The sequence below is a fragment of the Pseudomonas iranensis genome, from assembly GCF_014268585.2.
Classification (GTDB): domain Bacteria; phylum Pseudomonadota; class Gammaproteobacteria; order Pseudomonadales; family Pseudomonadaceae; genus Aquipseudomonas; species Aquipseudomonas iranensis.
In genome coordinates this window covers 607,845-628,797 of the sequence record NZ_CP077092.1, presented here as the reverse complement: position 1 = coordinate 628,797, position 20,953 = coordinate 607,845, and the positions used below count along the sequence as shown (strand labels likewise).

General features: G+C 61.5%; 19 protein-coding genes and 1 pseudogene. 11 read left to right on the top strand and 9 right to left on the bottom strand.

Features of this window, described 5'->3' with window-relative positions:
• Nucleotides 1-106: 106 nt before the first annotated feature.
• Entirely contained in the window at nt 107-382 is a 276-nt protein-coding gene (locus tag HU724_RS02805; protein WP_016772068.1) for a polyhydroxyalkanoic acid system family protein, read from the bottom strand.
• A 154-nt stretch (nt 383-536) separates the two neighbouring features.
• Between HU724_RS02805 and ubiE the strand changes: the two genes are divergently transcribed.
• The 11 genes and pseudogenes from ubiE (at nt 537) to HU724_RS27875 (ending at nt 8,769) form a co-directional block, all read left to right on the top strand.
• A complete protein-coding gene (gene ubiE, locus HU724_RS02800; RefSeq protein ID WP_016772069.1) occupies nt 537-1,307 on the top strand; it encodes a bifunctional demethylmenaquinone methyltransferase/2-methoxy-6-polyprenyl-1,4-benzoquinol methylase UbiE in 771 nt (256 codons plus the stop codon).
• Nucleotides 1,307-1,930, top strand: a complete 624-nt coding sequence (locus HU724_RS02795; RefSeq protein WP_186567541.1) for a ubiquinone biosynthesis accessory factor UbiJ — start codon at nt 1,307-1,309, stop codon at nt 1,928-1,930. Before ubiE ends, HU724_RS02795 begins: the two co-directional genes overlap by 1 nt.
• A complete protein-coding gene (gene ubiB / locus HU724_RS02790) occupies nt 1,927-3,531 on the top strand; it encodes a ubiquinone biosynthesis regulatory protein kinase UbiB (protein ID WP_110602570.1) in 1,605 nt (534 codons plus the stop codon). The genes HU724_RS02795 and ubiB overlap by 4 nt, the downstream gene beginning before the upstream one ends.
• 121 nt (nt 3,532-3,652) lie before the next feature.
• Complete coding sequence (gene hisI / locus HU724_RS02785; protein ID WP_186567543.1) at nt 3,653-4,054, top strand: phosphoribosyl-AMP cyclohydrolase; 402 nt, start codon at nt 3,653-3,655, stop codon at nt 4,052-4,054.
• On the top strand, nt 4,047-4,379 hold the full coding sequence (locus HU724_RS02780) for a phosphoribosyl-ATP diphosphatase (protein ID WP_007909355.1): 333 nt from the start codon (nt 4,047-4,049) through the stop codon (nt 4,377-4,379). The genes hisI and HU724_RS02780 overlap by 8 nt, the downstream gene beginning before the upstream one ends.
• Nucleotides 4,380-4,404: 25 nt before the next feature.
• A complete protein-coding gene (locus tag HU724_RS02775; protein WP_039756649.1) occupies nt 4,405-4,686 on the top strand; it encodes a twin-arginine translocase TatA/TatE family subunit in 282 nt (93 codons plus the stop codon).
• 10 nt (nt 4,687-4,696) lie between these two features.
• Nucleotides 4,697-5,155 carry a Sec-independent protein translocase protein TatB gene (gene tatB, locus HU724_RS02770; RefSeq protein WP_186567545.1) on the top strand — a complete coding sequence of 153 codons (459 nt, stop codon included), beginning with the start codon at nt 4,697-4,699 and terminating at the stop codon, nt 5,153-5,155.
• Nucleotides 5,152-5,943, top strand: coding sequence for a twin-arginine translocase subunit TatC (gene tatC, locus HU724_RS02765; protein ID WP_016772075.1), 792 nt, complete (start codon nt 5,152-5,154; stop codon nt 5,941-5,943). Before tatB ends, tatC begins: the two co-directional genes overlap by 4 nt.
• A complete protein-coding gene (locus HU724_RS02760) occupies nt 5,940-6,647 on the top strand; it encodes a 16S rRNA (uracil(1498)-N(3))-methyltransferase (RefSeq protein WP_186568637.1) in 708 nt (235 codons plus the stop codon). Before tatC ends, HU724_RS02760 begins: the two co-directional genes overlap by 4 nt.
• Nucleotides 6,648-6,852: 205 nt before the next feature.
• Nucleotides 6,853-7,914, top strand: a pseudogene (locus HU724_RS27880) (methyl-accepting chemotaxis protein); the annotation flags it as partial.
• Nucleotides 7,897-8,769 (top strand): methyl-accepting chemotaxis protein, encoded by an 873-nt coding sequence (locus tag HU724_RS27875; RefSeq protein ID WP_371917811.1) that lies wholly within the window; start codon nt 7,897-7,899, stop codon nt 8,767-8,769. The pseudogene HU724_RS27880 and the gene HU724_RS27875, both read left to right, overlap by 18 nt.
• 253 nt (nt 8,770-9,022) lie before the next feature.
• On the opposite strand, the gene mdoH is transcribed toward HU724_RS27875, so the two are convergent.
• The 8 genes from mdoH to hutH (HU724_RS02715) form a co-directional block, all read right to left on the bottom strand.
• Nucleotides 9,023-11,593, bottom strand: a complete 2,571-nt coding sequence (gene mdoH, locus HU724_RS02750) for a glucans biosynthesis glucosyltransferase MdoH (RefSeq protein WP_186568633.1) — start codon at nt 11,591-11,593, stop codon at nt 9,023-9,025.
• Nucleotides 11,586-13,367, bottom strand: a complete 1,782-nt coding sequence (locus HU724_RS02745; RefSeq protein ID WP_186568631.1) for a glucan biosynthesis protein G — start codon at nt 13,365-13,367, stop codon at nt 11,586-11,588. The genes mdoH and HU724_RS02745 overlap by 8 nt, the downstream gene beginning before the upstream one ends.
• A gap of 462 nt (nt 13,368-13,829) precedes the next feature.
• Nucleotides 13,830-14,267 (bottom strand): D-aminoacyl-tRNA deacylase, encoded by a 438-nt coding sequence (dtd, locus tag HU724_RS02740; protein WP_122601419.1) that lies wholly within the window; start codon nt 14,265-14,267, stop codon nt 13,830-13,832.
• Nucleotides 14,264-15,235 carry a prolyl aminopeptidase gene (gene pip, locus HU724_RS02735; RefSeq protein ID WP_024011249.1) on the bottom strand — a complete coding sequence of 324 codons (972 nt, stop codon included), beginning with the start codon at nt 15,233-15,235 and terminating at the stop codon, nt 14,264-14,266. Before pip ends, dtd begins: the two co-directional genes overlap by 4 nt.
• Before the next feature lie 241 nt (nt 15,236-15,476).
• Nucleotides 15,477-16,280, bottom strand: a complete 804-nt coding sequence (gene hutG, locus HU724_RS02730) for an N-formylglutamate deformylase (RefSeq protein ID WP_186568629.1) — start codon at nt 16,278-16,280, stop codon at nt 15,477-15,479.
• A gap of 10 nt (nt 16,281-16,290) precedes the next feature.
• On the bottom strand, nt 16,291-17,496 hold the full coding sequence (hutI, locus tag HU724_RS02725; protein ID WP_186568627.1) for an imidazolonepropionase: 1,206 nt from the start codon (nt 17,494-17,496) through the stop codon (nt 16,291-16,293).
• Nucleotides 17,497-17,627: 131 nt separating this feature from the next.
• Nucleotides 17,628-19,160, bottom strand: coding sequence for a histidine ammonia-lyase (hutH, locus tag HU724_RS02720; protein ID WP_186568625.1), 1,533 nt, complete (start codon nt 19,158-19,160; stop codon nt 17,628-17,630).
• Nucleotides 19,161-19,276: 116 nt separating this feature from the next.
• Entirely contained in the window at nt 19,277-20,800 is a 1,524-nt protein-coding gene (gene hutH, locus HU724_RS02715) for a histidine ammonia-lyase (RefSeq protein WP_186568623.1), read from the bottom strand.
• Nucleotides 20,801-20,953: the final 153 nt, after the last annotated feature.

The following is a 20,953-nucleotide window of genomic DNA, read 5'->3' as shown; positions in this document are numbered from 1 at the left end:
GCGAGCCTGCTCGCGAATGCGGTTTGTCAGCCACGGATAATCTGACTGAAAGACCGCTTTCGCGAGCAGGCTCGCTCCCACAGGGGACTGGATTTCAATCTGGGAATCAGGCCAGGGCTTTATCCAACGCCTTCTCGATCTCGGCTTTGATCATGCCGCTCATGGCCGACATCATCAGGCCCAGCTCGACGTCGACCCTGATCGAATCGTCCGCCACATGCACTTCACCTTTCACGCCGGAGCGCTTGAGGTTCAGGGTGTCGCCCGACCACTGCGGCTCAAGGCCGTATTGTTCGTTGAGCTTTTTGGCCAGTTTGTCGGCCTTTTCGCGGGCGGCGTCCTTGCCCAGGGTGTGGGCGCGCTCAACACTGATTTTGGCCATGGAATGACTCCTGATGATTGAATGGCTGACGTTGAATCTTGACCGCATCTGCGGCAAATCGTCCCGAAGGTTGCCCATCTTACCTTTAGCCATTCCAAGACAAAGCATGGCTTGGGGATTAGAATGTCGCGCATTCTCTTTTGGTGACAGCGATATGACTGATCAGCGCAAAGGCAGCGATGCCGAACCCACCACTCACTTCGGCTTCAAAAACGTTCCGGAAAGCCAGAAAGCGGAAAAAGTCGCTGAGGTTTTCCATTCCGTAGCCGCTAAATACGACCTGATGAACGACCTTCTGTCGGGCGGCATGCACCGTCTGTGGAAGCGTTTCGCGATCGAGCTTTCCGGCGTGCGCAGCGGCAACCGCGTGCTCGACATCGCCGGTGGCACCGGCGACCTGACCCGCAAGTTCTCGAACCTCGTCGGCCCGACCGGCCAGGTCGTGCTGGCCGACATCAACGAATCGATGCTCAAGGTCGGTCGTGATCGTCTGCTCGATCTGGGCGTTGCCGGCAACGTCGAATTTGTCCAGGCCGATGCGGAAAAACTGCCATTCCCGGACAACCATTTCGACTGCGTGACCATCGCCTTCGGCCTGCGCAACGTGACGCACAAAGAGGACGCGTTGCGTTCGATGCTGCGCGTACTCAAGCCCGGCGGTCGTCTGCTGGTGCTGGAGTTTTCCAAGCCGACCAACGCGCTGATGTCGAAAGCCTACGACGCCTACTCGTTCGCCTTCATGCCGCTGATGGGCAAGCTGATCACCAACGATTCGGAAAGCTATCGCTACCTGGCCGAATCGATCCGCATGCACCCGAATCAGGAAACCCTGAAGTCGATGATGGTCGAGGCCGGTTTCGACCGCGTGACCTATCACAACATGACCGCAGGCATCGTCGCCCTGCACCGCGGCATCAAGCCCTGATGTTGCTTACCGGGCTGCTCGCCAGCGTCGAACTCGGCCTCAACCGGGTGCTGCGTCTCGACAGCACGGCGCTGCCGCGCCTGGCGCACCTGACCGGCAAGGTGATTGCCGTCGACTGCCGCAGCCCGGCGCTGCAACTGTTCATCCTGCCCAGCGACGAAGGCCTGATGCTCGCTGCGCAGTGGGCAGCGGATGTCGATTGCACGTTGCGTGCTCCGGCTTCAAGCCTGGTGAAACTGGCCCTGAGGAAAGACAAGACCGCTGTGCTGCACGCACCGGAAGTCGAGCTCGATGGCGACAGCGGTGTGTTGCTGGAATTGGCCGGCGTGCTGCAAGACCTCGAGCTGGACTGGGAGTACGAACTCTCGCGCTGGCTCGGTCCGGTCGCCACGCAACTGCTCGGTGGTCACCTGCGCAGCCGCGCGCGCTGGTATCAACAAGGATTTGCCAGCCTCAACCAGAATCTTGCCGAATACCTCGCCGAAGAATCGCGCACCCTCGTCGGGCAGCGCGAAGCCGAAGCGCGATTCAGCGAACTGGACCGGATCAAACTCGATCTGGAACGACTCGAGGCGCGTTTCGAGCGCCTTTCCCGATCCCTCGACCCAAGCGATAACGCATGAAGCTGCTTGCCGTCCGCCGTCTGTTGCGCATCCAGCGCGTCGTGATCCGCTACCGCCTCGATGACCTGCTGTTCGATCTGCCACTGCCCTGGTTCCTTCTGGCCGTGCGCTTTTTGCTGCCGTGGCGCTGGCTGCCGCGCAAGCCGCTGGAACTCAATCGTGGTGCGCGCTTGCGTCTGGCGTTGCAGGATCTGGGGCCGATCTTCATCAAGTTCGGGCAGATTCTTTCGACCCGCCGCGACCTGTTGCCGGAAGACATCGCCGATGAGCTGATGCTGCTGCAGGACCGCGTGCCGCCGTTCGATTCGCAAGTGTCGATCAAGCTGATCGAAGAACAGCTGGGCAAGAAAATCAGCGAAGTGTTCAGCCGTTTCGACGTTGCCCCGCTGGCCTCGGCCTCGGTGGCGCAGGTGCACGCGGCGCAGCTGAAAAGTGGCGAAGAAGTCGTGGTCAAGGTGATTCGCCCCGGCCTGAAACCGATCATCGCGCAGGATCTGGCATGGCTGTTCATCCTCGCCCGCGCGGCGGAAAAATTCTCCGCTGACGCGCGCCTGCTGCACCCGGTCGACGTGGTGCAGGATTACGAAAAGACTATTTACGACGAACTCGATCTGTTGCGCGAGGCGGCCAACGCCAGCCAGTTGCGCCGCAACTTCGAAGGTTCGCAGCTGCTTTATGTACCGCAAGTCTATTGGGACTGGTGCCGGCCGAAAGTGCTGGTGATGGAGCGCATCTACGGCATCCAGGTCACCGATCTGGCGACCCTTGCCGACCAGCGCACCGACATGAAGATGCTCGCCGAGCGCGGCGTGGAGATTTTCTTCACTCAGGTGTTCCGCGACAGTTTCTTCCACGCCGACATGCACCCGGGCAACATCTTTGTCAGCACGGTCAATCCGTGGAGCCCGCAATACATCGCGATCGACTGCGGCATCGTCGGCAGCCTGACCCCGGAAGACCAGGATTATCTGGCGCGCAACCTGTTCGCGTTCTTCAAGCGCGACTACCGCCGCGTGGCGCAGTTGCACATCGATTCGGGCTGGGTGCCGGCGGAAACCAAACTCAACGAATTCGAAGCGGCGATCCGTACGGTGTGCGAACCGATCTTCGAAAAACCGTTAAAAGATATTTCATTTGGCCAGGTGCTGATGCGCCTGTTCCAGACCGCTCGCCGTTTCAACATGGAAGTGCAGCCGCAACTGGTGCTGTTGCAGAAGACCTTGCTGAATATCGAAGGCCTCGGTCGTCAGCTGTACCCGGATCTGGATCTGTGGAACACCGCGCAGCCGTTTCTCGAGCGCTGGATGCGCGAACGCGTCAGCCCGAAAGCCTTGCTGGGCAACGTGCAGAGCCAGCTGGAGCAGATTCCGCACCTGTCGAACATGGCCCGCGATCTGCTCGAACGCATGTCGCAACCCCACGCCAAAGACCCACCGCCGCCGTGGCGCAAACGCAAGGACGACTGGTTCCTGCGCCTGCTCGGCTGCGCGCATCTGGCCGGCGGCGCGATCCTCGCAGCGGGTGGTCCGTTGACCGATTGGTCGCACTGGCCCGCCGGAATCATGATCGCGGTCGGTTTGTATCTGGTCGTTCGCCGATAGCACGAATCAGCTGCAAGTTATAAGCTGCGAGCCTCAAGCTTGACGCTACAAGCACACCGCAACTGCTTTTACTTGCAGCTTGAAGCTCGCAACTCGAAGCTGCTTCTGTCAGGAATTGAAGATGAAAAACTGGCTGGACGAGATCAAGTGGGACGCTGACGGCCTGGTGCCGGCGATTGCCCAGGATCACAAGACCGGGCGCGTATTGATGATGGCCTGGATGAACCGCGAAGCGCTCGAACTGACCGCTTCGGAGAATCGTGCAATCTACTGGTCACGTTCCCGTGGCAAGCTGTGGCGCAAGGGCGAAGAGTCCGGCCATGTGCAGAAACTGCACGAGATGCGCCTGGACTGTGACGCCGACGTGATCATCCTGATGGTTGAACAGATCGGCGACATCGCCTGCCACACCGGCCGTCAAAGCTGCTTTTACCGGGTCTTCGAAAACGGCGACTGGAAAACGGTCGACCCGGTTCTGAAAGACCCGCACGTTATCTATTCCGCAGGACACACACATGAGTGACACACTCACCCGTCTGGCCGAAGTGCTCGAAGAGCGCAAAGGCGCAGCCGCCGACAGTTCGTATGTCGCCAGCCTGTATCACAAGGGGCTGAACAAGATTCTGGAGAAAGTCGGCGAAGAGTCGGTCGAAACCATTATTGCCGCCAAGGATGCCGCGATCAGTGGCGATTGCAGTGATGTGATCTACGAGACCGCCGACCTGTGGTTCCACAGCATGGTCATGCTCGCCCAACTGGGGCAGCATCCGCAGGCCGTGCTGGATGAACTGGACCGTCGCTTCGGCCTGTCCGGACACGTCGAGAAAGCCTCGCGTCCGTCCGCCTGAACAACTTTTAGAGAGGAATCGCCACATGGGCATTTTTGACTGGAAACACTGGGTCGTCATTCTGATTGTCGTGGTGCTGGTGTTCGGTACCAAAAAACTGAAAAACCTCGGCACCGACGTTGGCGAATCGATCAAGGGCTTTCGCAAAGCCATGAACGACGACGAAAAGCCGACCGAACCGAACGTGACCCCGCCGGCCCAGCCAGTGCCCCCGGTGCAGCCGCAAACGACTGCTCAGGCCAACCCGCCGCACACCATCGACGTGCAGGCGCAGAAAGTCGAAGAGCCGATCCGCAAAGACGTGTGAGCACTGACTAATGTTTGGTATCAGCTTCTCTGAACTGCTGCTCGTCGGCCTCGTCGCCCTGCTGGTGCTCGGCCCCGAGCGTCTGCCGGGCGCGGCGCGCACCGCCGGTCTGTGGGTCGGCCGCCTGAAGCGCAGCTTCAACGCGATCAAACAGGAAGTTGAACGTGAAATCGGTGCCGACGAGATCCGTCGGCAACTGCACAACGAACATATTCTGTCGCTGGAGCAAGAGGCGCGGAAGATTTTCAATCCGAACCAGCAGGATCCGACGCCGGTCGAGCCTGTGGGCGAGCAGACGATTCACAGCGCCGCCGCTCCCACTGCACCTGCACCTGCACCTGCACCTGTTGTAACACCGCCAGGACAGGCGCCGGTTACCACAGACACATCGGTTGAACACGTAGCGCCCTCCGCCGCGCCGACTACACCAGCGCCTCAAGACCCTACACTGCCGCCGCGAGCCCCATGAGCGATCTTCCGGAAAACGACCAGCACATGCCGCTGGTTTCGCACCTCACCGAGTTGCGCACCCGCCTGCTGCGTTGCGTGGCGGCGATCTTCATTATCTTTGCCGGGCTGTTTGCGTTTACCCAGCAGATCTACACCTTCGTCTCGACGCCGCTGCGCCAGTACCTGCCGGTCGGCGCGACGATGATCGCCACAGACGTGTCGTCGCCGTTCCTGACGCCGCTGAAACTGACGATGATGGTTTCGCTGTTTCTTGCGATTCCAGTGATCCTGCATCAGATCTGGGGCTTTATCGCACCGGGCCTGTACAAGCATGAAAAACGCGTTGCGGTACCGTTGCTGATCTCCAGCATCCTGCTCTTCTACATCGGCATGGCGTTCGCCTATTACTTCGTCTTCCCATTGATCTTCAAATTCTTCGCCGCAGCCACCCCGGCCGGCGTGGAAATGATGACCGACATCGCCAGCTACCTCGATTTCGTCATGACGCTGTTCTTCGCCTTCGGCGTGGCGTTCGAAATCCCGGTGGCCGTGGTCCTGCTGGTGTGGATCGGTGTGGTCGACGTCAAATACCTGAAGAAGATCCGCCCGTACGTGATCATCGGCTGCTTCGTGGTCGGCATGATCCTGACCCCGCCGGACATCTTCTCGCAGACCCTGCTGGCTGTGCCGATGTGGATGCTGTTCGAGATCGGCATTCTCTTCGGCGCGCTGGTCAGCAAGCGCGAACGCCCGGACGAAACGCCGGCCGACGACCACAACGACCAGCCGCCAGCGACCCAGGCATGAACCTGCTGCTGCTCGAAGAGGCCGACTTCATTGCGGCCGACCGCGTGATCCTGCGCGACCGGCGCCTTACGCACATGCAGGAAGTGCATCGTTCGGAAGTCGGCGACAGCCTGCGCGTCGGGCGCATCAACGGGTTGATGGGTTCGGCCGAGTTGCTGCGTCTGGAAGCCGGCGAAGCGGAGCTGCGCGTCAACCTCGATCAGCCACCGCCGGCCAAACTGCCGCTGACCCTGGTGCTGGCCCTGCCCCGGCCGAAAATGCTCCGCCGCGTGTTCCAAACCGTCGCGACCATGGGCGTGGCCAAGGTGATTCTGGTCAACAGTTATCGCGTGGAGAAAAGCTTCTGGCAGACGCCGTTTCTGGAGCCGGAAGCGATTCGTGAGCAGTTGATCCTCGGGCTGGAGCAGGCTCGCGATACGGTGCTGCCAGAGATCGTCATCGAAAAGCGCTTCAAGCCTTTCGTTGAAGATCGCTTGCCGGCGATCGCCGAGGGCACCCTCGGCCTGGTAGGCCACCCCGGCAACTTCCCGCCCTGCCCGCGCGCCCTGAACGAACCGGTGACCCTGGCCATCGGCCCCGAGGGTGGCTGGATTCCTTACGAAATCGATCTGCTGGCCAAATCCGGCCTGCAACCGGTGCAACTGGGCGAGCGCATCCTGCGCGTCGAAACCGCCGTCACCGCCCTGCTTGCACGCCTGTTCTGACGCAACACCGATCCTGTGTAGGAGCTGCCGAAGGCTGCGATCTTTTGATCTTGTTTTAAAAGCAAGATCAAAGGATCGCAGCCTCGTTGCACTCGTCAGCTCCTACAAGCCCCTACTGTCGCAGACAAGTGGCGTTACAGATTGCCATCACCCAGCCGATACACCCCCTATAAGTCCAATTAAGTGGTCCGAAGGGAGTGGTCGCATGTACCGTTGGTTAGCCGAGAGTCTTGGAAACGTCAGCGTCAAACGCAAGCTGGGCATCGGTTTCGGCCTGGTGCTGTTGCTGACGCTGTTGATCACTTTCACCGGCTGGACCGGCATGAGCGGCATCATCAGCCGTGGCGACAAGCTCGGCTTCATTTCCAGCCTCAATGAGCTGACCAAAGACCTGCGCCTGGCGCGCATGGACTACGACATGCGTCGTGGTGAACAGGGTCCGGGGGCGGTCAATGAATTGCTCAGCAAACTCGAAAGCGGTCTGCAATCGGCACGCGGCATGATCGAGCAGCCATCCGATGTGGCGATGGTCGATCAACAGCTTGCTGCGGTCGCCGAATACAAACGCGCCTTCGGCGAAATGACCCAGGCCACCGTCCAGCGTGAAGACGCGCGCAGCAAGCTTGGCGCCAATGCCGATAATGCTGTGGCCAAGGTCGGCGAAGTCGAAAGTGCACTGCTGCAAGGTGACAGCGTTGCGCAGTACAACGCGGTGATCGAGCTGAGCAAACTGTTGCAGCAGGCGCGCTATCAGGTGCGCGGCTACACCTACAGCGGCAAGGCCGATGCCGAGCAACCGGCGCTGAGCGCCATCGACAACGCCCTGAAAAACCTCGAAAGCCTGCCGACCCGCGTGCCAGAGCAGCACATCGCCAACCTGCAGCAGGCCACCGACTCGCTCAAGGCCTATCGCGCCGCCGTCGCTCAATTCCGTGATTCGCAGGTCAAGAACACTGCTGCACTGGCGAACATGTCGGCTCAGGGCGAGATCCTGATGTCGGTCAGCAAGAAGCTCACCGAATCGCAAACCGTGGTGCGCGACACCGACGCCGCCCACGCCAAGAACATGCTGCTGATCGCCACCGTGCTGGCGCTGGTGTTCGGTTTGCTGGCAGCGTGGATCATCACTCGGCAGATCATCATTCCGCTGACCCAGACCCTGAAAGTCGCCGAGCGCGTTGCCGCCGGCGACCTGACCCACAACCTGGTTTCCCTGCGTCGCGATGAACTCGGTCAATTGCAGCGCTCGATGCAAAGCATGACCCAAGGCCTGCGCGAGTTGATCGGCGGTATCAGCGACGGCGTCACGCAGATCGCCAGCGCCGCTGAAGAGCTATCCGCGGTGACCGAGCAGACCAGCGCCGGGGTCAATAATCAGAAGATCGAGACCGATCAGGTCGCCACCGCCATGAACGAAATGGCCGCTACCGTGCAGGAGGTCGCACGCAACGCTGAAGAAGCTTCCGAGGCCGCTGTCGCCGCTGATCAACAGGCCCGCGAAGGTGACAAGGTCGTCGGCGAAGCCATCGCCCAGATCGAACGTCTGGCGGTCGAGGTCGGCCACTCCACCGAAGCCATGGGCGAGCTCAAGCGTGAAAGCGACAAGATCGGCAGCGTCCTCGATGTGATCAAGTCGGTGGCCCAGCAAACCAACCTGCTGGCCCTCAACGCCGCCATCGAAGCGGCCCGCGCCGGTGAAGCCGGACGTGGTTTCGCCGTGGTTGCCGATGAAGTGCGCAGCCTCGCCCAGCGCACGCAGAAGTCCACCGAAGAGATCGAAGAGCTGATCGTCGGTCTGCAAAACGGCACTCAGCAAGTGGCGACGATCATGGACAACAGCCGCAGCCTGACCGACAGCAGCGTCGAACTGACCCGGCGTGCCGGTGGCTCACTGGAGAGCATCACCCGCACCGTCTCGGCGATCCAGGCGATGAACCAGCAGATCGCCGCAGCCGCCGAGCAACAGAGCGCCGTGGCCGAAGAGATCAACCGCAGCGTGCTGAACGTGCGCGATGTGTCCGATCAGACCTCGGCAGCGAGTGAAGAGACCGCAGCGTCCAGCGTCGAGCTGGCGCGGTTGGGCACGCATCTGCAGATGCTGGTCGGCCGCTTCAAAGTCTGAGTTGATGCACAACCTCGGTTCGCCTGTAACCGAGGTGATGTCATTCGCGAGCAGGCTCGCTCCCACCTTGGAATGCGTTTCCCTGTGGGAGCGAGCCTGCTCGCGAAGGCAGCGGCGCGGTTTGCGCGTCGTAGGTAACGGGCGCGCCAATTCGGCGACGGATGCTTTGCACTGGTTTTAGGTTTGATCGGTGTTTGTTCGCAGCTCAACAGCCGAGATAAAAAAACCCCGCTGAATCAGCGGGGTTTTCTCATCAGGCCGGCTGAGCCTGCAGGCTCACCGGTCGCAGCGGCAGCAACGGCGCATGCGGATCGGCTTTCACCGAAGCGCGCCAGGCGTCCAGCCACTCAGCGTGACCTTCGGCCCAGACCTGCTCATGCAGGCGTGCCAGTGCGACAGGGTCGCTGAGCAGTTGCAGACGATCATGGTTGTTCAGCCCGGCCGGGCCGACCTTGATCGCGTGTCGCACACGTTCCTGACGCAGCCACTCGATCGGCTCGGCCTGGCCGTGACGCGAGGTCGCCAGCGAGCACGCCAGGGCGTTCTGCTGTGGATCGACCACGGCGCGGACGAAGCCGTCGTTGAGGGCGTGATAGCGGTTCTCGTGGGTGTACTGATCGGTTGCCAGCAAGGCCTGTGGCGGATTGTATTCCTCGGGGATGAGGAACAGGCTCTCGTCACGGGTCTTCAGACCAAGGCCGACACGGCTGGAGATCACCGATACCGGGATCGACAGCATCAGCGAACCGACGATCGGTACCAGCCACCAGAGGAAGCTCGGGTTCAGCCAGATCACCAGCAGCGCCCACAAGAAGCCCAGCAACGTCTGCGGACCGTGGCGCTTGACCGCTTCGCTCCACGGCGTCGAGTCGTCGTCACGCTGCGGCGAGTTCCAGGTCGCGGCCCAGCCGAGGAACGCGGCGAGGACGAAGCGGGTGTGGAAAATCATCCGCACCGGCGCCAGCAGCATGGAGAACAGCATCTCCAGCAGCATCGACAGGGTCACCTTGAACTTGCCGCCGAACTCTTTCGCGCCCTTGGCCCAGATCAGGATGATGCTCAACAGCTTCGGCAGGAACAGCAGCACGATGGTCGTCGAGAACAGCGCGATGGCCTTGTCCGGGTGCCATTGTGGCCACAGCGGATAGAGCTGACGCGGTTCGAGGAAATACTGCGGCTCCATCAGCGTGTTCACCGCCAGCAGCGCGGTCGACAACACCAGGAAGAAGAACCACAACGGCGCCGACAGGTAAGACATCACGCCGGTGAGGAACACCGCGCGGTGCACCGGGTGCATGCCCTTGACCAGGAACAGGCGGAAGTTCATCAGGTTACCGTGGCACCAGCGACGGTCACGCTTGAGCTCGTCGAGCAGGTTCGGCGGCAACTCTTCGTAACTGCCCGGCAGGTCGTAGGCAATCCACACGCCCCAGCCGGCACGGCGCATCAGCGCAGCTTCGACGAAGTCGTGGGACAGGATCGCACCGGAGAACGCGCCCTTGCCCGGCAACGGCGCCAGAGCGCAGTGGTCGATGAACGGCTTCATGCGGATGATCGCGTTGTGACCCCAGTAGTGGGATTCACCCAACTGCCAGAAGTGCAGACCGGCGGTAAACAGCGGGCCGTACACGCGGGTGGCGAACTGCTGCATGCGCGCATACAGGGTGTCCATGCCCGACGCACGTGGCGCGGTCTGGATGATCCCGGCGTCCGGCGTGGCTTCCATCAGGCGCACCAGACTGGTCAGGCACTCGCCGCTCATCACCGAGTCGGCGTCGAGCACGACCATGTACTTGTAGTCACCGCCCCAACGACGGCAGAAGTCGTCGAGGTTGCCGCTCTTGCGCTTCACACGACGGCGGCGACGGCGATAGAAGATCTTGCCGAAGCCCTTGGCCTCGCGGCAGACATCCAGCCAGGCCTGTTGCTCGGCGACGCAGATATCGCTGTCGTTACTGTCGCTGAGGACGAAAAAGTCGAAGCGATCCAGATCACCGGTGGCCGCTACCGATTCGAACGTCGCACGCAGACCGGCGAATACACGCGGCACGTCTTCGTTGCAGATCGGCATCACCAGCGCAGTACGCGCATCTTTCGGAATCGGCTCGTTACCGGCGCTTTTCCCGGAGATACGGTATTTATCGTGGCCAGTGAGCAATTCGAGGAAGCCCATCAGCGCGGTCCAGAAACCCGCCGACACCCAGCAGAACAGAATCCCGAACAGAATCAGGATACTGGTTTGCAGTGCGTACGGCAGCACTTGCGTGGCGGTTTGCAGCAGCGGCTGATGCAGGACTTCTTCCAGATCGACGAACGACCAGCCCTGGTACGGCATGATGCCTTTCATGTACCAGCCGGCAACGATGGTCTGGCCGAGCATCAGCAGCAACAGGATGTAGCGACGGATCGAGCCGACGGTGCGCCAGCGCGCGGCCGGCAGGACGTTTTCGTCTTTCGGCGGCTGCGGCGGATTGGTGCGACCGGTCAGACGGCGCCAGCCACGCACCAGGATATTGGTGCGCCATGGCTCCGGCACGACCTTGGTGCGGCGGATCGGCGGCGTCGCCTTGAGGCTGACCCGACCACTGGCGTCGAGCACCAGCATTTCCGCTTCAGCCAGTTCTTCGGCAGTGCTCAGGGTCAGACGCTTGCCCACCGAAGCCTGGGCGGCTTCGGCAGGGGCGTCGAATGTCGAGGACGACAGGCGTTCATGCAGCTCGCTGAACGACTGGCAACCCGCGAGTTCCGCGCGTTGCTCGTCGGTCATCGGCAGATGCGCCAGATACTCGGACAGAGTCTCTGGCTGTACTGGTGAATTACTCATCGGCAGGCAACTGATAGCTCCAGGTCTCGGTCAGGACTTCTTCAGTCGGCGCCGATTCCGGTGTGGCTGGGGCCGCGTCGGCAGCGACTGGCTGCTTGGCGTCTTTGTTGGCCTTGTCCTTGGCGTCGGCTGCGGGCTTGGCTTCAGCCTGTTTGGCTTCGGCGGCCTTGGCTTCCTTGTCGAGTTTTTCCTGTTGCTTGGCGGCAACCTTGTCAGCCTTGGCAACCGACGAGTTGGACGCCGGCACCGATTTGCCCAGATCTGCGGTGACCACTGGCTGAACCAGGGCGGCACGCATTTCGGTCGCTTTGCTCGGATCCTTGATCTTCATCCGCAGGGTCAGGCGCCAGCCCTTGGTTTCCGGGTTGTAGCGCACGCTGTTCTCGACCAGTTCGGCGTTGTCACCGACGCTGACCTGACTGCGCACGTCGGCATCCGGCGTCAGGGCCGCCAGCGATGGACCTTCGAAGTCGACCAGATAGGCCACGCTGCCATCGGGCTGACGGATCAGGTTCGATTGTTTGACGTCACCGGTCGAACGCAGGGTCTGTGCCACCCAGGCGCTGTCCGGCGCGTGGAGTGCTGCTTCGTCCATGGTCCAGTGCATACGGTAGGCGAAGTCCAGCGGCTGGCCTGGCTCCGGCATTTTTTCCGGGCTCCAGAACGCAACGATGTTGTCGTTGGTTTCGTCAGCGGTCGGAATCTCTACCAGATCGACAGTGCCCTTGCCCCACTCGCCCTTCGGCTCGATCCAGGCACTCGGGCGCTTGTCGTAGCGGTCGTCGAGGTCTTCGTAGTGGCTGAAGTCACGGCCACGCTGCAGCAGACCGAAACCACGCGGGTTCTCGACGCTGAAGTTGCTCACGGCCAGATGTTTCGGGTTGTTCAGTGGACGCCAGATCCATTCGCCGTTGCCGGCATGGATCGACAGACCGCTGGAGTCGTGCAGTTCACGACGGTAGTTGAGGACTTTCGACGGCTGGTTGGCGCCGAACAGGAACATGCTGGTCAGCGGCGCGATGCCCAGTTTGCCAACCTTGTCACGCAGGAACATCTGCGCCTTGACGTCGACGATGGTGTCGCTGCCCGGACGCAGGATCAGGCGGTAGGCACCAGTGGCACGCGGCGAGTCGAGCAGAGCGAAGATCACCAGGTGCTTGTCGCCCGGCTTGGGCTGCTGAATCCAGAACTCGCGGAAACGCGGGAATTCTTCACCCGACGGCAGCGCGGTATCGATCGCCAGACCACGGGCCGACAGACCATAGGTGTGGCCCTTGCCGACGACGCGGAAGTAACTCGCGCCGAGCATGGTCATGATCTCGTCTTGCTTGTCGGCCTTGTTGATCGGGTACAGCACACGGAAACCGGCATAGCCCAGTTGTTCGGTGGCTTTCGGATCGAATTTCAGGTCGCCGAAATCGAAGCGGCTCGGATCGTATTTGATCTCCGAGACGGTATTGGTGGTGATTTCGTTGATTTTCACCGGTGTATCGAAGTGCATACCCTGGTGATAGAAGGAGAGCTTGAACGGCGTCTTCTGATCGGCCCACTCAGCCTTTTCGGTGAGGAAGCGGATCTTCTGGTAGTCCGCGAACTTCATTTCGCGGAATTCGTTCGGCAGGTTGCTGCGCGGGGCTTCGAACTTCTGCCCGGCCAGCTCTTTGGCCTTGGCCGATACGTCGTCAAGATTGAACGCCCAAAGCTGACCGGCGCTGAGCAGGCACAGGAGCGCCGAACCCGCTACCAGAGCACTTCGCAGGCGTTTGGCAGACATTTTTGCTGCATTACAGGGACTAACAATCACGAGCAACCCTCGCCGAAAACAGATCAATAAACCAACGGCCAGCAAGCCATCTGTGTGGCCATTTTTAGTCAGCTTATTTCGGTTCCATGAAGCCAGATACTGCGTTGCTGCTCCTCCCCATAGCGAGCTATGAGTCGTCGCAGCGCCTTGCCTCTGGCTTCATGGCCCTCGAAATAATGCTGACAAAAATGGCCGTACAGACCGCTCATGCCAGGTTGGCGAGCATTGTTCCGACTCCGCCGGGGCAAAATGATTCCCCAATCGGATCCAGACAAGTCTCTACCTAAGTCAAAACGGATCAACGAATGTCGATCCCCGCAGCGCGCGATTATCTAGTAGCCCGGATGACAACGCATCAGGGGTAACAAAGTATTTATCGCGAAAACAGCCTAAAAACAGTCGAAATTGCCGAAAAACATGTTTCAGGCACTGTCAGGTCTGTAACAGGAAGGTTACCGGGCCATCGTTGACCAGGTGCACCTGCATATCGGCGCCGAATCTACCTGATGCCACAGTGCCATGCACCTGTTTCGCCTGACTCAATAAATAGTCGAACAATTCTTCACCCAGCGCCGGCGGTGCGGCCGTGGAAAAGCTCGGACGCAGGCCGCTTTTGGTGTCGGCGGCGAGGGTGAACTGAGAGACCAGCAGCAACCCGCCACCCACATCCGCCAGGGACAGATTCATCTTGCCCTCGGCGTCACTGAATACTCGATAGTTAAGCAGCTTATGCAGAAGTTTGTCGGCGCTGGTACGCGTGTCGTCGGGTTCTACCGCAACCAGCACCAGCAAACCCTGATCGACCGCGCCGACTACCTCGCCGGCGACCTCTACCCGCGCGCCGCGTACGCGTTGCAACAGCGCCTTCATGCTTCTTCGAGTGGCAGGTCGAGCAGGCGCTGGGCCATTTTGCTCGCGGCGCGCACCAGCGCATCGGTGATGCCCGGCTCGGACGCGGCGTGGCCGGCGTCGCGGATCACCTGCAATTCACTGTTCGGCCAGGCCTGGTGCAATTCCCAGGCGTTGTCGAGCGGGCAGATCACGTCGTAGCGACCGTGGATGATCACGCCGGGCAGATGAGCGATCTTGCCCATGTCGCGGATCAACTGGTTCGGCTCAAGGAAGGCGTTGTTGGTGAAGTAGTGGCATTCGATCCGCGCAATCGACAGCGCGCGCTGCGGCTCGGAGAAACGATCGACCACCAGCGGGTTCGGGCGCAGGGTCGCGGTGCGCCCTTCCCAGGTCGACCAAGCCTTCGCCGCATGCATCTGGGCGATCTGATCGTTGCCGATCAGGCGTTTGTGGAAAGCGTTGAGCAGGTCGTCGCGCTCGTCCAGCGGGATCGGCGCGATGTAGTCCTGCCAGTAATCGGGGAACAGACGGCTGGCGCCGGCCTGATAGAACCATTCGATTTCCTGCGGACGGCAGAGAAAGATCCCGCGCAGAATCAGACCATGGACCCGCTCCGGGTGGGTTTGCGCGTAGGCCAGCGCCAGGGTCGAACCCCACGAGCCGCCGAACAACACCCATTTTTCAATGCCAAGGTGTTTGCGGATGCGCTCCAGGTCCTCGACCAGATCCCAGGTGGTGTTGTTTTCCAGGCTGGCGTGCGGGGTGGAGCGACCGCAGCCGCGCTGGTCGAAGGTGACAATGCGATACAGGTTCGGATCGAAATAGCGCCGGCTCTGGGCGTCGCAGCCGGCGCCGGGGCCACCGTGGATGAACACCACCGGCAAACCTTCCGGCGAGCCGCTTTCATCGACGTACAGCGTATGGGTGTCATCGACAGCCAGATCGTGCCGGGCGTGGGGTTTGATCTGCGGAAACAAAGTCTGCATTGCGCGCTCCGTAAGGGGTCGAGGTCATCCCTGGGGGGACTCGTATTATTCTGCCGTTGGGCATCATAAACCCGATTTGCGTCAATGAGCATGCCTGTGCGCTGTCACCGTTTGTCAGCCATCACCCTCACGGGCTGAACGCGATCCTGTGGGAGCGAGCCTGCTCGCGAACGCGGTGTGACATTCGGCCTGGTTGTCGGCTGAACGGACGTCTTCGCGAGCAGGCTCGCTCCCACAGGGGTTAGGCGCTGTAGTGAGATTTTGCCCAGGCCAGGTAGCCCTGCAGCAATTCCCTGAGCACCACCCGCGTCGGCTCCGCGAGGTCGGCGCGGTAGCGGAACGGTTCGAACTCTTCCATGTAGGTGGACTGGCACAGTTCCAGCTGCACGGCGTGGATGTTCTGCGCAGGGTCGCCGTATTGGCGGGTGATGTGTCCGCCCTTGAAGCGACCGTTGAGCACATGGGTGAACTGCTCGTGCTGCGCGCAGATCGCTTCCAGTTGACTGGCCAATTGTGGATCACAGCTGGCGCCATTGAAGGTGCCAAGGTTGAAGTCTGGCAGTTTGCCGTCGAACAGGTGCGGGATGATCGAGCGGATCGAGTGCGCATCGAACAACAGCGCGTAGCCGAATTCGGCTTTCAGTCGCGCCAGTTCCTCCTGCAAGGTGCGGTGATACGGCGTCCAGATCTGCTCCAGGTATGTTGCGCGCTCCTCTTTCGACGGCTCCTGCCCCTCCTCAAACAACGGAATGCCGTCGAACAACGTCGCCGGATACAACCCGGTGGTCGCCCCGGCATACAACGGCTTGTCGTCGGACGGCCGGTTGAGGTCGATGACGAAACGCGAATACTCGGCAGCCAGGGTGCTGGCGCCCAGTTCCTCGGCAAAATCGTAGAGCTGCGGAATATGCCAGTCGGTGTCCGGCAGGCTTCTCGCAGCGGGGATCAGCCCGGCCTCGACCGTTGGGGTCAGACGCACACCCGCATGGGGCATGCTGATCAGCAGCGGCACGCGGCCTTGTTTGAAACTCAGAACCTTGTCCACAACCGTTCTCCTACAGATTCGATTCGACGCCGTGACGCACGACGCGCTTGTCCAGATCGCCACCGAGCCAATAGGCCAGATCCGCCGGACGCTCGATGTCCCACGCGACAAAGTCGGCGACCTTGCCAACCTCCAGCGAGCCATGGGTCTGCGCCATGCCCAACGCCTGCGCGGCATGGAGGGTCGCTCCGGCCAGAGCTTCTTCCGGGGTCATGCGGAAACAGGTGCAGGCCATGTTCAGCATCAGACGCAACGACAGCGCTGGCGAGGTGCCGGGGTTGAGGTCGCTGGCGATGGCGATCTTCACCTTGTGCTTGCGCAGCGCGTCCATTGGCGGCAATTGGGTTTCGCGCAGAAAGTAGAACGCGCCTGGCAGCAGTACGGCGACGGTGTCGGCGGCTGCCATCGCGATGGCATCGTCCTCGTCCATGTATTCCAGATGATCGGCGGACAAGGCTTTGTAGCGCGCGGCGAGGCTGGAGCCGTGCAGCGAGGACAATTGCTCGGCGTGGAGTTTCACCGGCAGACCGAGTTGTTGCGCGGCGACGAACACCCGCTCGACCTGCTCCGGCGAAAACGCCAGATATTCGCAGAACGCATCCACGGCATCGACCAGACCTTCGGCGGCAAGGGCCGGGAGCATCTGCTCGCAGACCAGATCGATGTAGTCGTCGGCGCGATCCTTGTACTCCGGCGGCAACGCGTGCGCCGCCAGGCAAGTGCTGCGCACGCTGATCGGCAGCTCTTCGGCCAGGCGCCGGATGACCCGCAGCAGCTTGCGCTCGTTGGCCAGATCGAGACCGTAGCCCGATTTCATTTCCACCGTGGTCACGCCGTCGCGCATCAGGCTTTTCAGGCGTTTGGCGGCGCTGGCGAACAGCTCGTCCTCAGTGGCGTCGCGAGTGGCGCGCACGGTGCTGGCGATGCCGCCGCCCTGCGCAGCGATCTCGGCATAGCTGACGCCTTGCAGACGCTGCTCGAACTCGCCGCTGCGGTTGCCGCCGAACACGGTGTGGGTGTGGCAGTCGATCAGACCGGGGGTGACCCACGCACCCTGCAAATCATTGACCGCCGGGTATTCGCCGGACGGCAATTGAGTGCGTGGGCCGATCCACTCGATCAGCGTGCCGGACGTCACGATCGCGGCATCCTCGATGATCGAATAGGCGCCGTTGGCCATGGTTGCGACGTGGCAGTGTTGCCAGAGGGTTTTCATCCCGGTTCCTCTTATAGTGATCGTTCCCACGCGCAGCAAAGGAATGCAGCCCGTGACGCTCCGCGTCACTGGACGCGGAGCGTCCCTTGAGGCATTCCCACGCAGAGCGTGGGAACGATCAGTGGGTAGGGTTAAAGGCTCGGCAAAAGCTTCGCCGGAACCAGCTCAGTCAAACACCGCGAAGCCAGCAACTCGGTCGCCGCATTGATGTCCGGGGCGAAGAACCGGTCCTTCTCGTAAAACGCCACTTCCTTGCGCAAAATCGCCCGTGCCTGTTCCAGCTTCGGCGAAGTCTTCAGGCCGTTGCGCAGATCCAGGCCCTGCACCGCCGCCAGCCATTCCACGGCGAGAATGCCGCGAGTGTTCTCAGCCATTTCCCACAGCCGCTTGCCGGCGGCCGGAGCCATCGACACGTGGTCTTCCTGGTTGGCCGAGGTCGGCAGGCTGTCCACCGAATGTGGATGGGACAACGCCTTGTTTTCGCTGGCCAACGCCGCAGCGGTGACCTGGGCGATCATGAAACCGGAGTTCACCCCGCCATTGGCCACCAGGAACGGCGGCAGTTGCGACATGTGCTTGTCCATCATCAGCGAGATGCGCCGCTCGCTCAGCGAGCCGATTTCAGCGATGGCCAGCGCCATGTTGTCAGCGGCCATGGCCACCGGTTCGGCGTGGAAGTTGCCGCCGGAAATCACGTCGCCTTCAGCGGCGAATACCAGCGGGTTGTCGGAAACCGCGTTGGCTTCGACCGCCAGCACTTCAGCGGCCTGACGGAACTGGGTCAGGCAGGCGCCCATGACTTGCGGCTGGCAGCGCAGCGAGTACGGGTCCTGGACCTTGTCGCAATTCTGGTGCGAGGCGGAGACTTCGCTGCGCTCACCGAGCAGATCGCGGTACGCGGCAGCGGCATCGATCTGACCTTTCTGCCCACGTGCAGCGTGAATGCGCGCGTCGAACGGCGAGCGCGAACCGAGCACGGCTTCAACAGTAAGACTGCCCAGCGCCACTGCACCGGCAAACAGATCTTCGCCTTCGAACAAACCGCGCAGCGCAAACGCCGTGGAAACCTGAGTACCGTTGAGCAGCGCCAGACCTTCTTTCGCCGCCAGGGTCAGCGGCGTCAGACCAGCCACTTTCAGCGCTTCGGTGGCTTCAAGCCATTCGCCCTTGTAGCGGGCCTTGCCCTCGCCCAGCAGCACCAGCGACATGTGGGCCAACGGCGCCAGATCCCCCGACGCACCGACCGAACCTTTCAACGGAATGTGCGGATAGACCTCGGCATTGATCAGCGCGATCAGCGCATCGATCACCTGCCGACGGATGCCGGAAAAACCCCGGCTGAGGCTGTTGACCTTGAGCACCATGATCAGTCGCACCAGCTCATCGCTGATCGGCTGGCCGACGCCGGCAGCGTGCGAGAGCACCAGCGAACGCTGCAGGTTCTCCAGGTCTTCGCTGGCGATGCGCGTCGAGGCCAGCAGGCCGAAACCGGTGTTGATGCCGTAGGCGGTGCGGTTCTCCGCAAGAATCTGTTCGACGCAGGCGACGCTGGCCTCGACCTGCGCGCTGGCGCTGTTGTCGAGGGTCAGTGTGACCGGGTTCTGATAGACGTCACGCAGTTGGGCCAGGCTCAGTTGGCCGGGGATCAAGTTCAGCGCAGTCATTAAAATGCTCCTGTCAGGCATTGTTATTAACTACCAGTCGCTCCGGAGCATTCCGTTATCCGTCGCTTCTCGTCTTGTGAACGATCCACGCCTTGGCACGCTGGTATGGGTAGTTGTCAGTGCAAATTCGGTAGGACGTTGTGCGGCAGATTCGGGTCTTTCAGCACGGTCGCAGCGGCGGCGATATCCGGCGCCAGCCAGCGATCCTGATCGTAGGCGGGGACCGTTTCGCGCAGCAGTTTCCACGCGCGGTCAGTGCCCACGCCAAAGCGCTGTTCCTTGAGGAATTCAAACGCCTGCGCCGCCAGCAGGTATTCAATCGCGAGGATCTGCGTGCAGTTTTCCAGCGCGCGATGCAGCTTCAGTGCGGCGTTGGTGCCCATGCTCAGGTGATCTTCCTGCAGGCCCGAGGTGATGTAGTTGTCGAGTACCGCCGGTTGCGCCAATTGACGGTTTTCCGCACACAGCGAGGCGGCGACGTATTGCACGATCATCATCCCCGAGTTGACCCCGGGATTGGCCACCAGAAACGCCGGCAGACCGCTGACGTGCGGATTGACCAAACGGTCGAGACGGCGCTCGGCAATCGAGCCGATTTCGGCCATGGCAATCGCCAGCAGATCCGCCGCCATCGCCACGGATTGACCGTGCGGGTTGGCCTGCGACATCACCCGGAAATTGTCCGGCGTGCCGAGCAGTAACGGGTTGTCGGTGCAGCCGTTGAGTTCGGCTTCGACCTGTTTGATCGCATGCTTCAGTTGATCACGGGCGGCGCCGTGGACCTGCGGGATCGAACGAATGCTCAGCGCATCCTGAGTGCGAATGCCTTTGCTCGCGGCGATCACTTCGCTGCCATCGAGCAAGGCGCGCAGGTTGTTGCCGACCTGCTGCATGCCCGGATGCGGCTTGAGCGCAATGATCTCGGCATCGAAGGCATCGACCTGGCCGCGCTGGGCTTCGAAACTCATCGCACCAATGACATCGGCCCATTGCAGCAGCCGCGTAGCGTCGGCAATCGCCAGGCAACTGAGGCCGGTCATGCACGGCGTGCCGTTGACCAGACACAAGCCATCCTTCGCGCCGAGCTGCACAGGTTGCAGACCCTCCTCGGCCAGCGCCTGTTGCGCCGAAATGATCCGCCCGCGATAGCTGACATTGCCAACGCCGAGCAACGCGATGCCGATGTGCGCCATGTGCGTCAGGTAACCCACCGAACCCTGCGACGGCACCTGCGGGGTGATGCCGCGATTGAGCAGCGCCAGCAGCCCCTCGACCACACGCCGATGCAGGCCGGACTTGCCGTGGCTGTAGTTGTGAACGGCAGCGCAGATGATTGCGCGGGTCTGCTCGTTGCTAAGCACCGGGCCGACACCGCAGGCATGGCTGAGCAAGGTGTTGCGCGAGAGTTGGCTGAGCTGTTCGTCCTGCAGCGAGACGTTCGACAAACCGCCCAGACCGGTGTTGACACCATAGGCGCGCTCGCCGCTGGCGACGATGCGCTGAACGATGGCCTGAGCGTTGTCGATGCGCGCCCAGGTGTCGCTAGACAGATCCAGCGGCGCACCGTGACGGGCGACAGCGACCACGTCCTGCCAACGCATAGGGCTGCCTGTGATAACGATTTTTTCAGCCTGGGACATCTAAAACCTCATACCAATTCTGTTGATGCCGGTAACCCTGTGGTGAGGGGATTTATCCCCGTTGGGTGGCGAAGCCGCCCCAAACCATGCCCGCAAATCCGTCAGACAGACCGCAGTGGCCGGTTTTACGACTGCTTCGCAGCCGAACGGGGA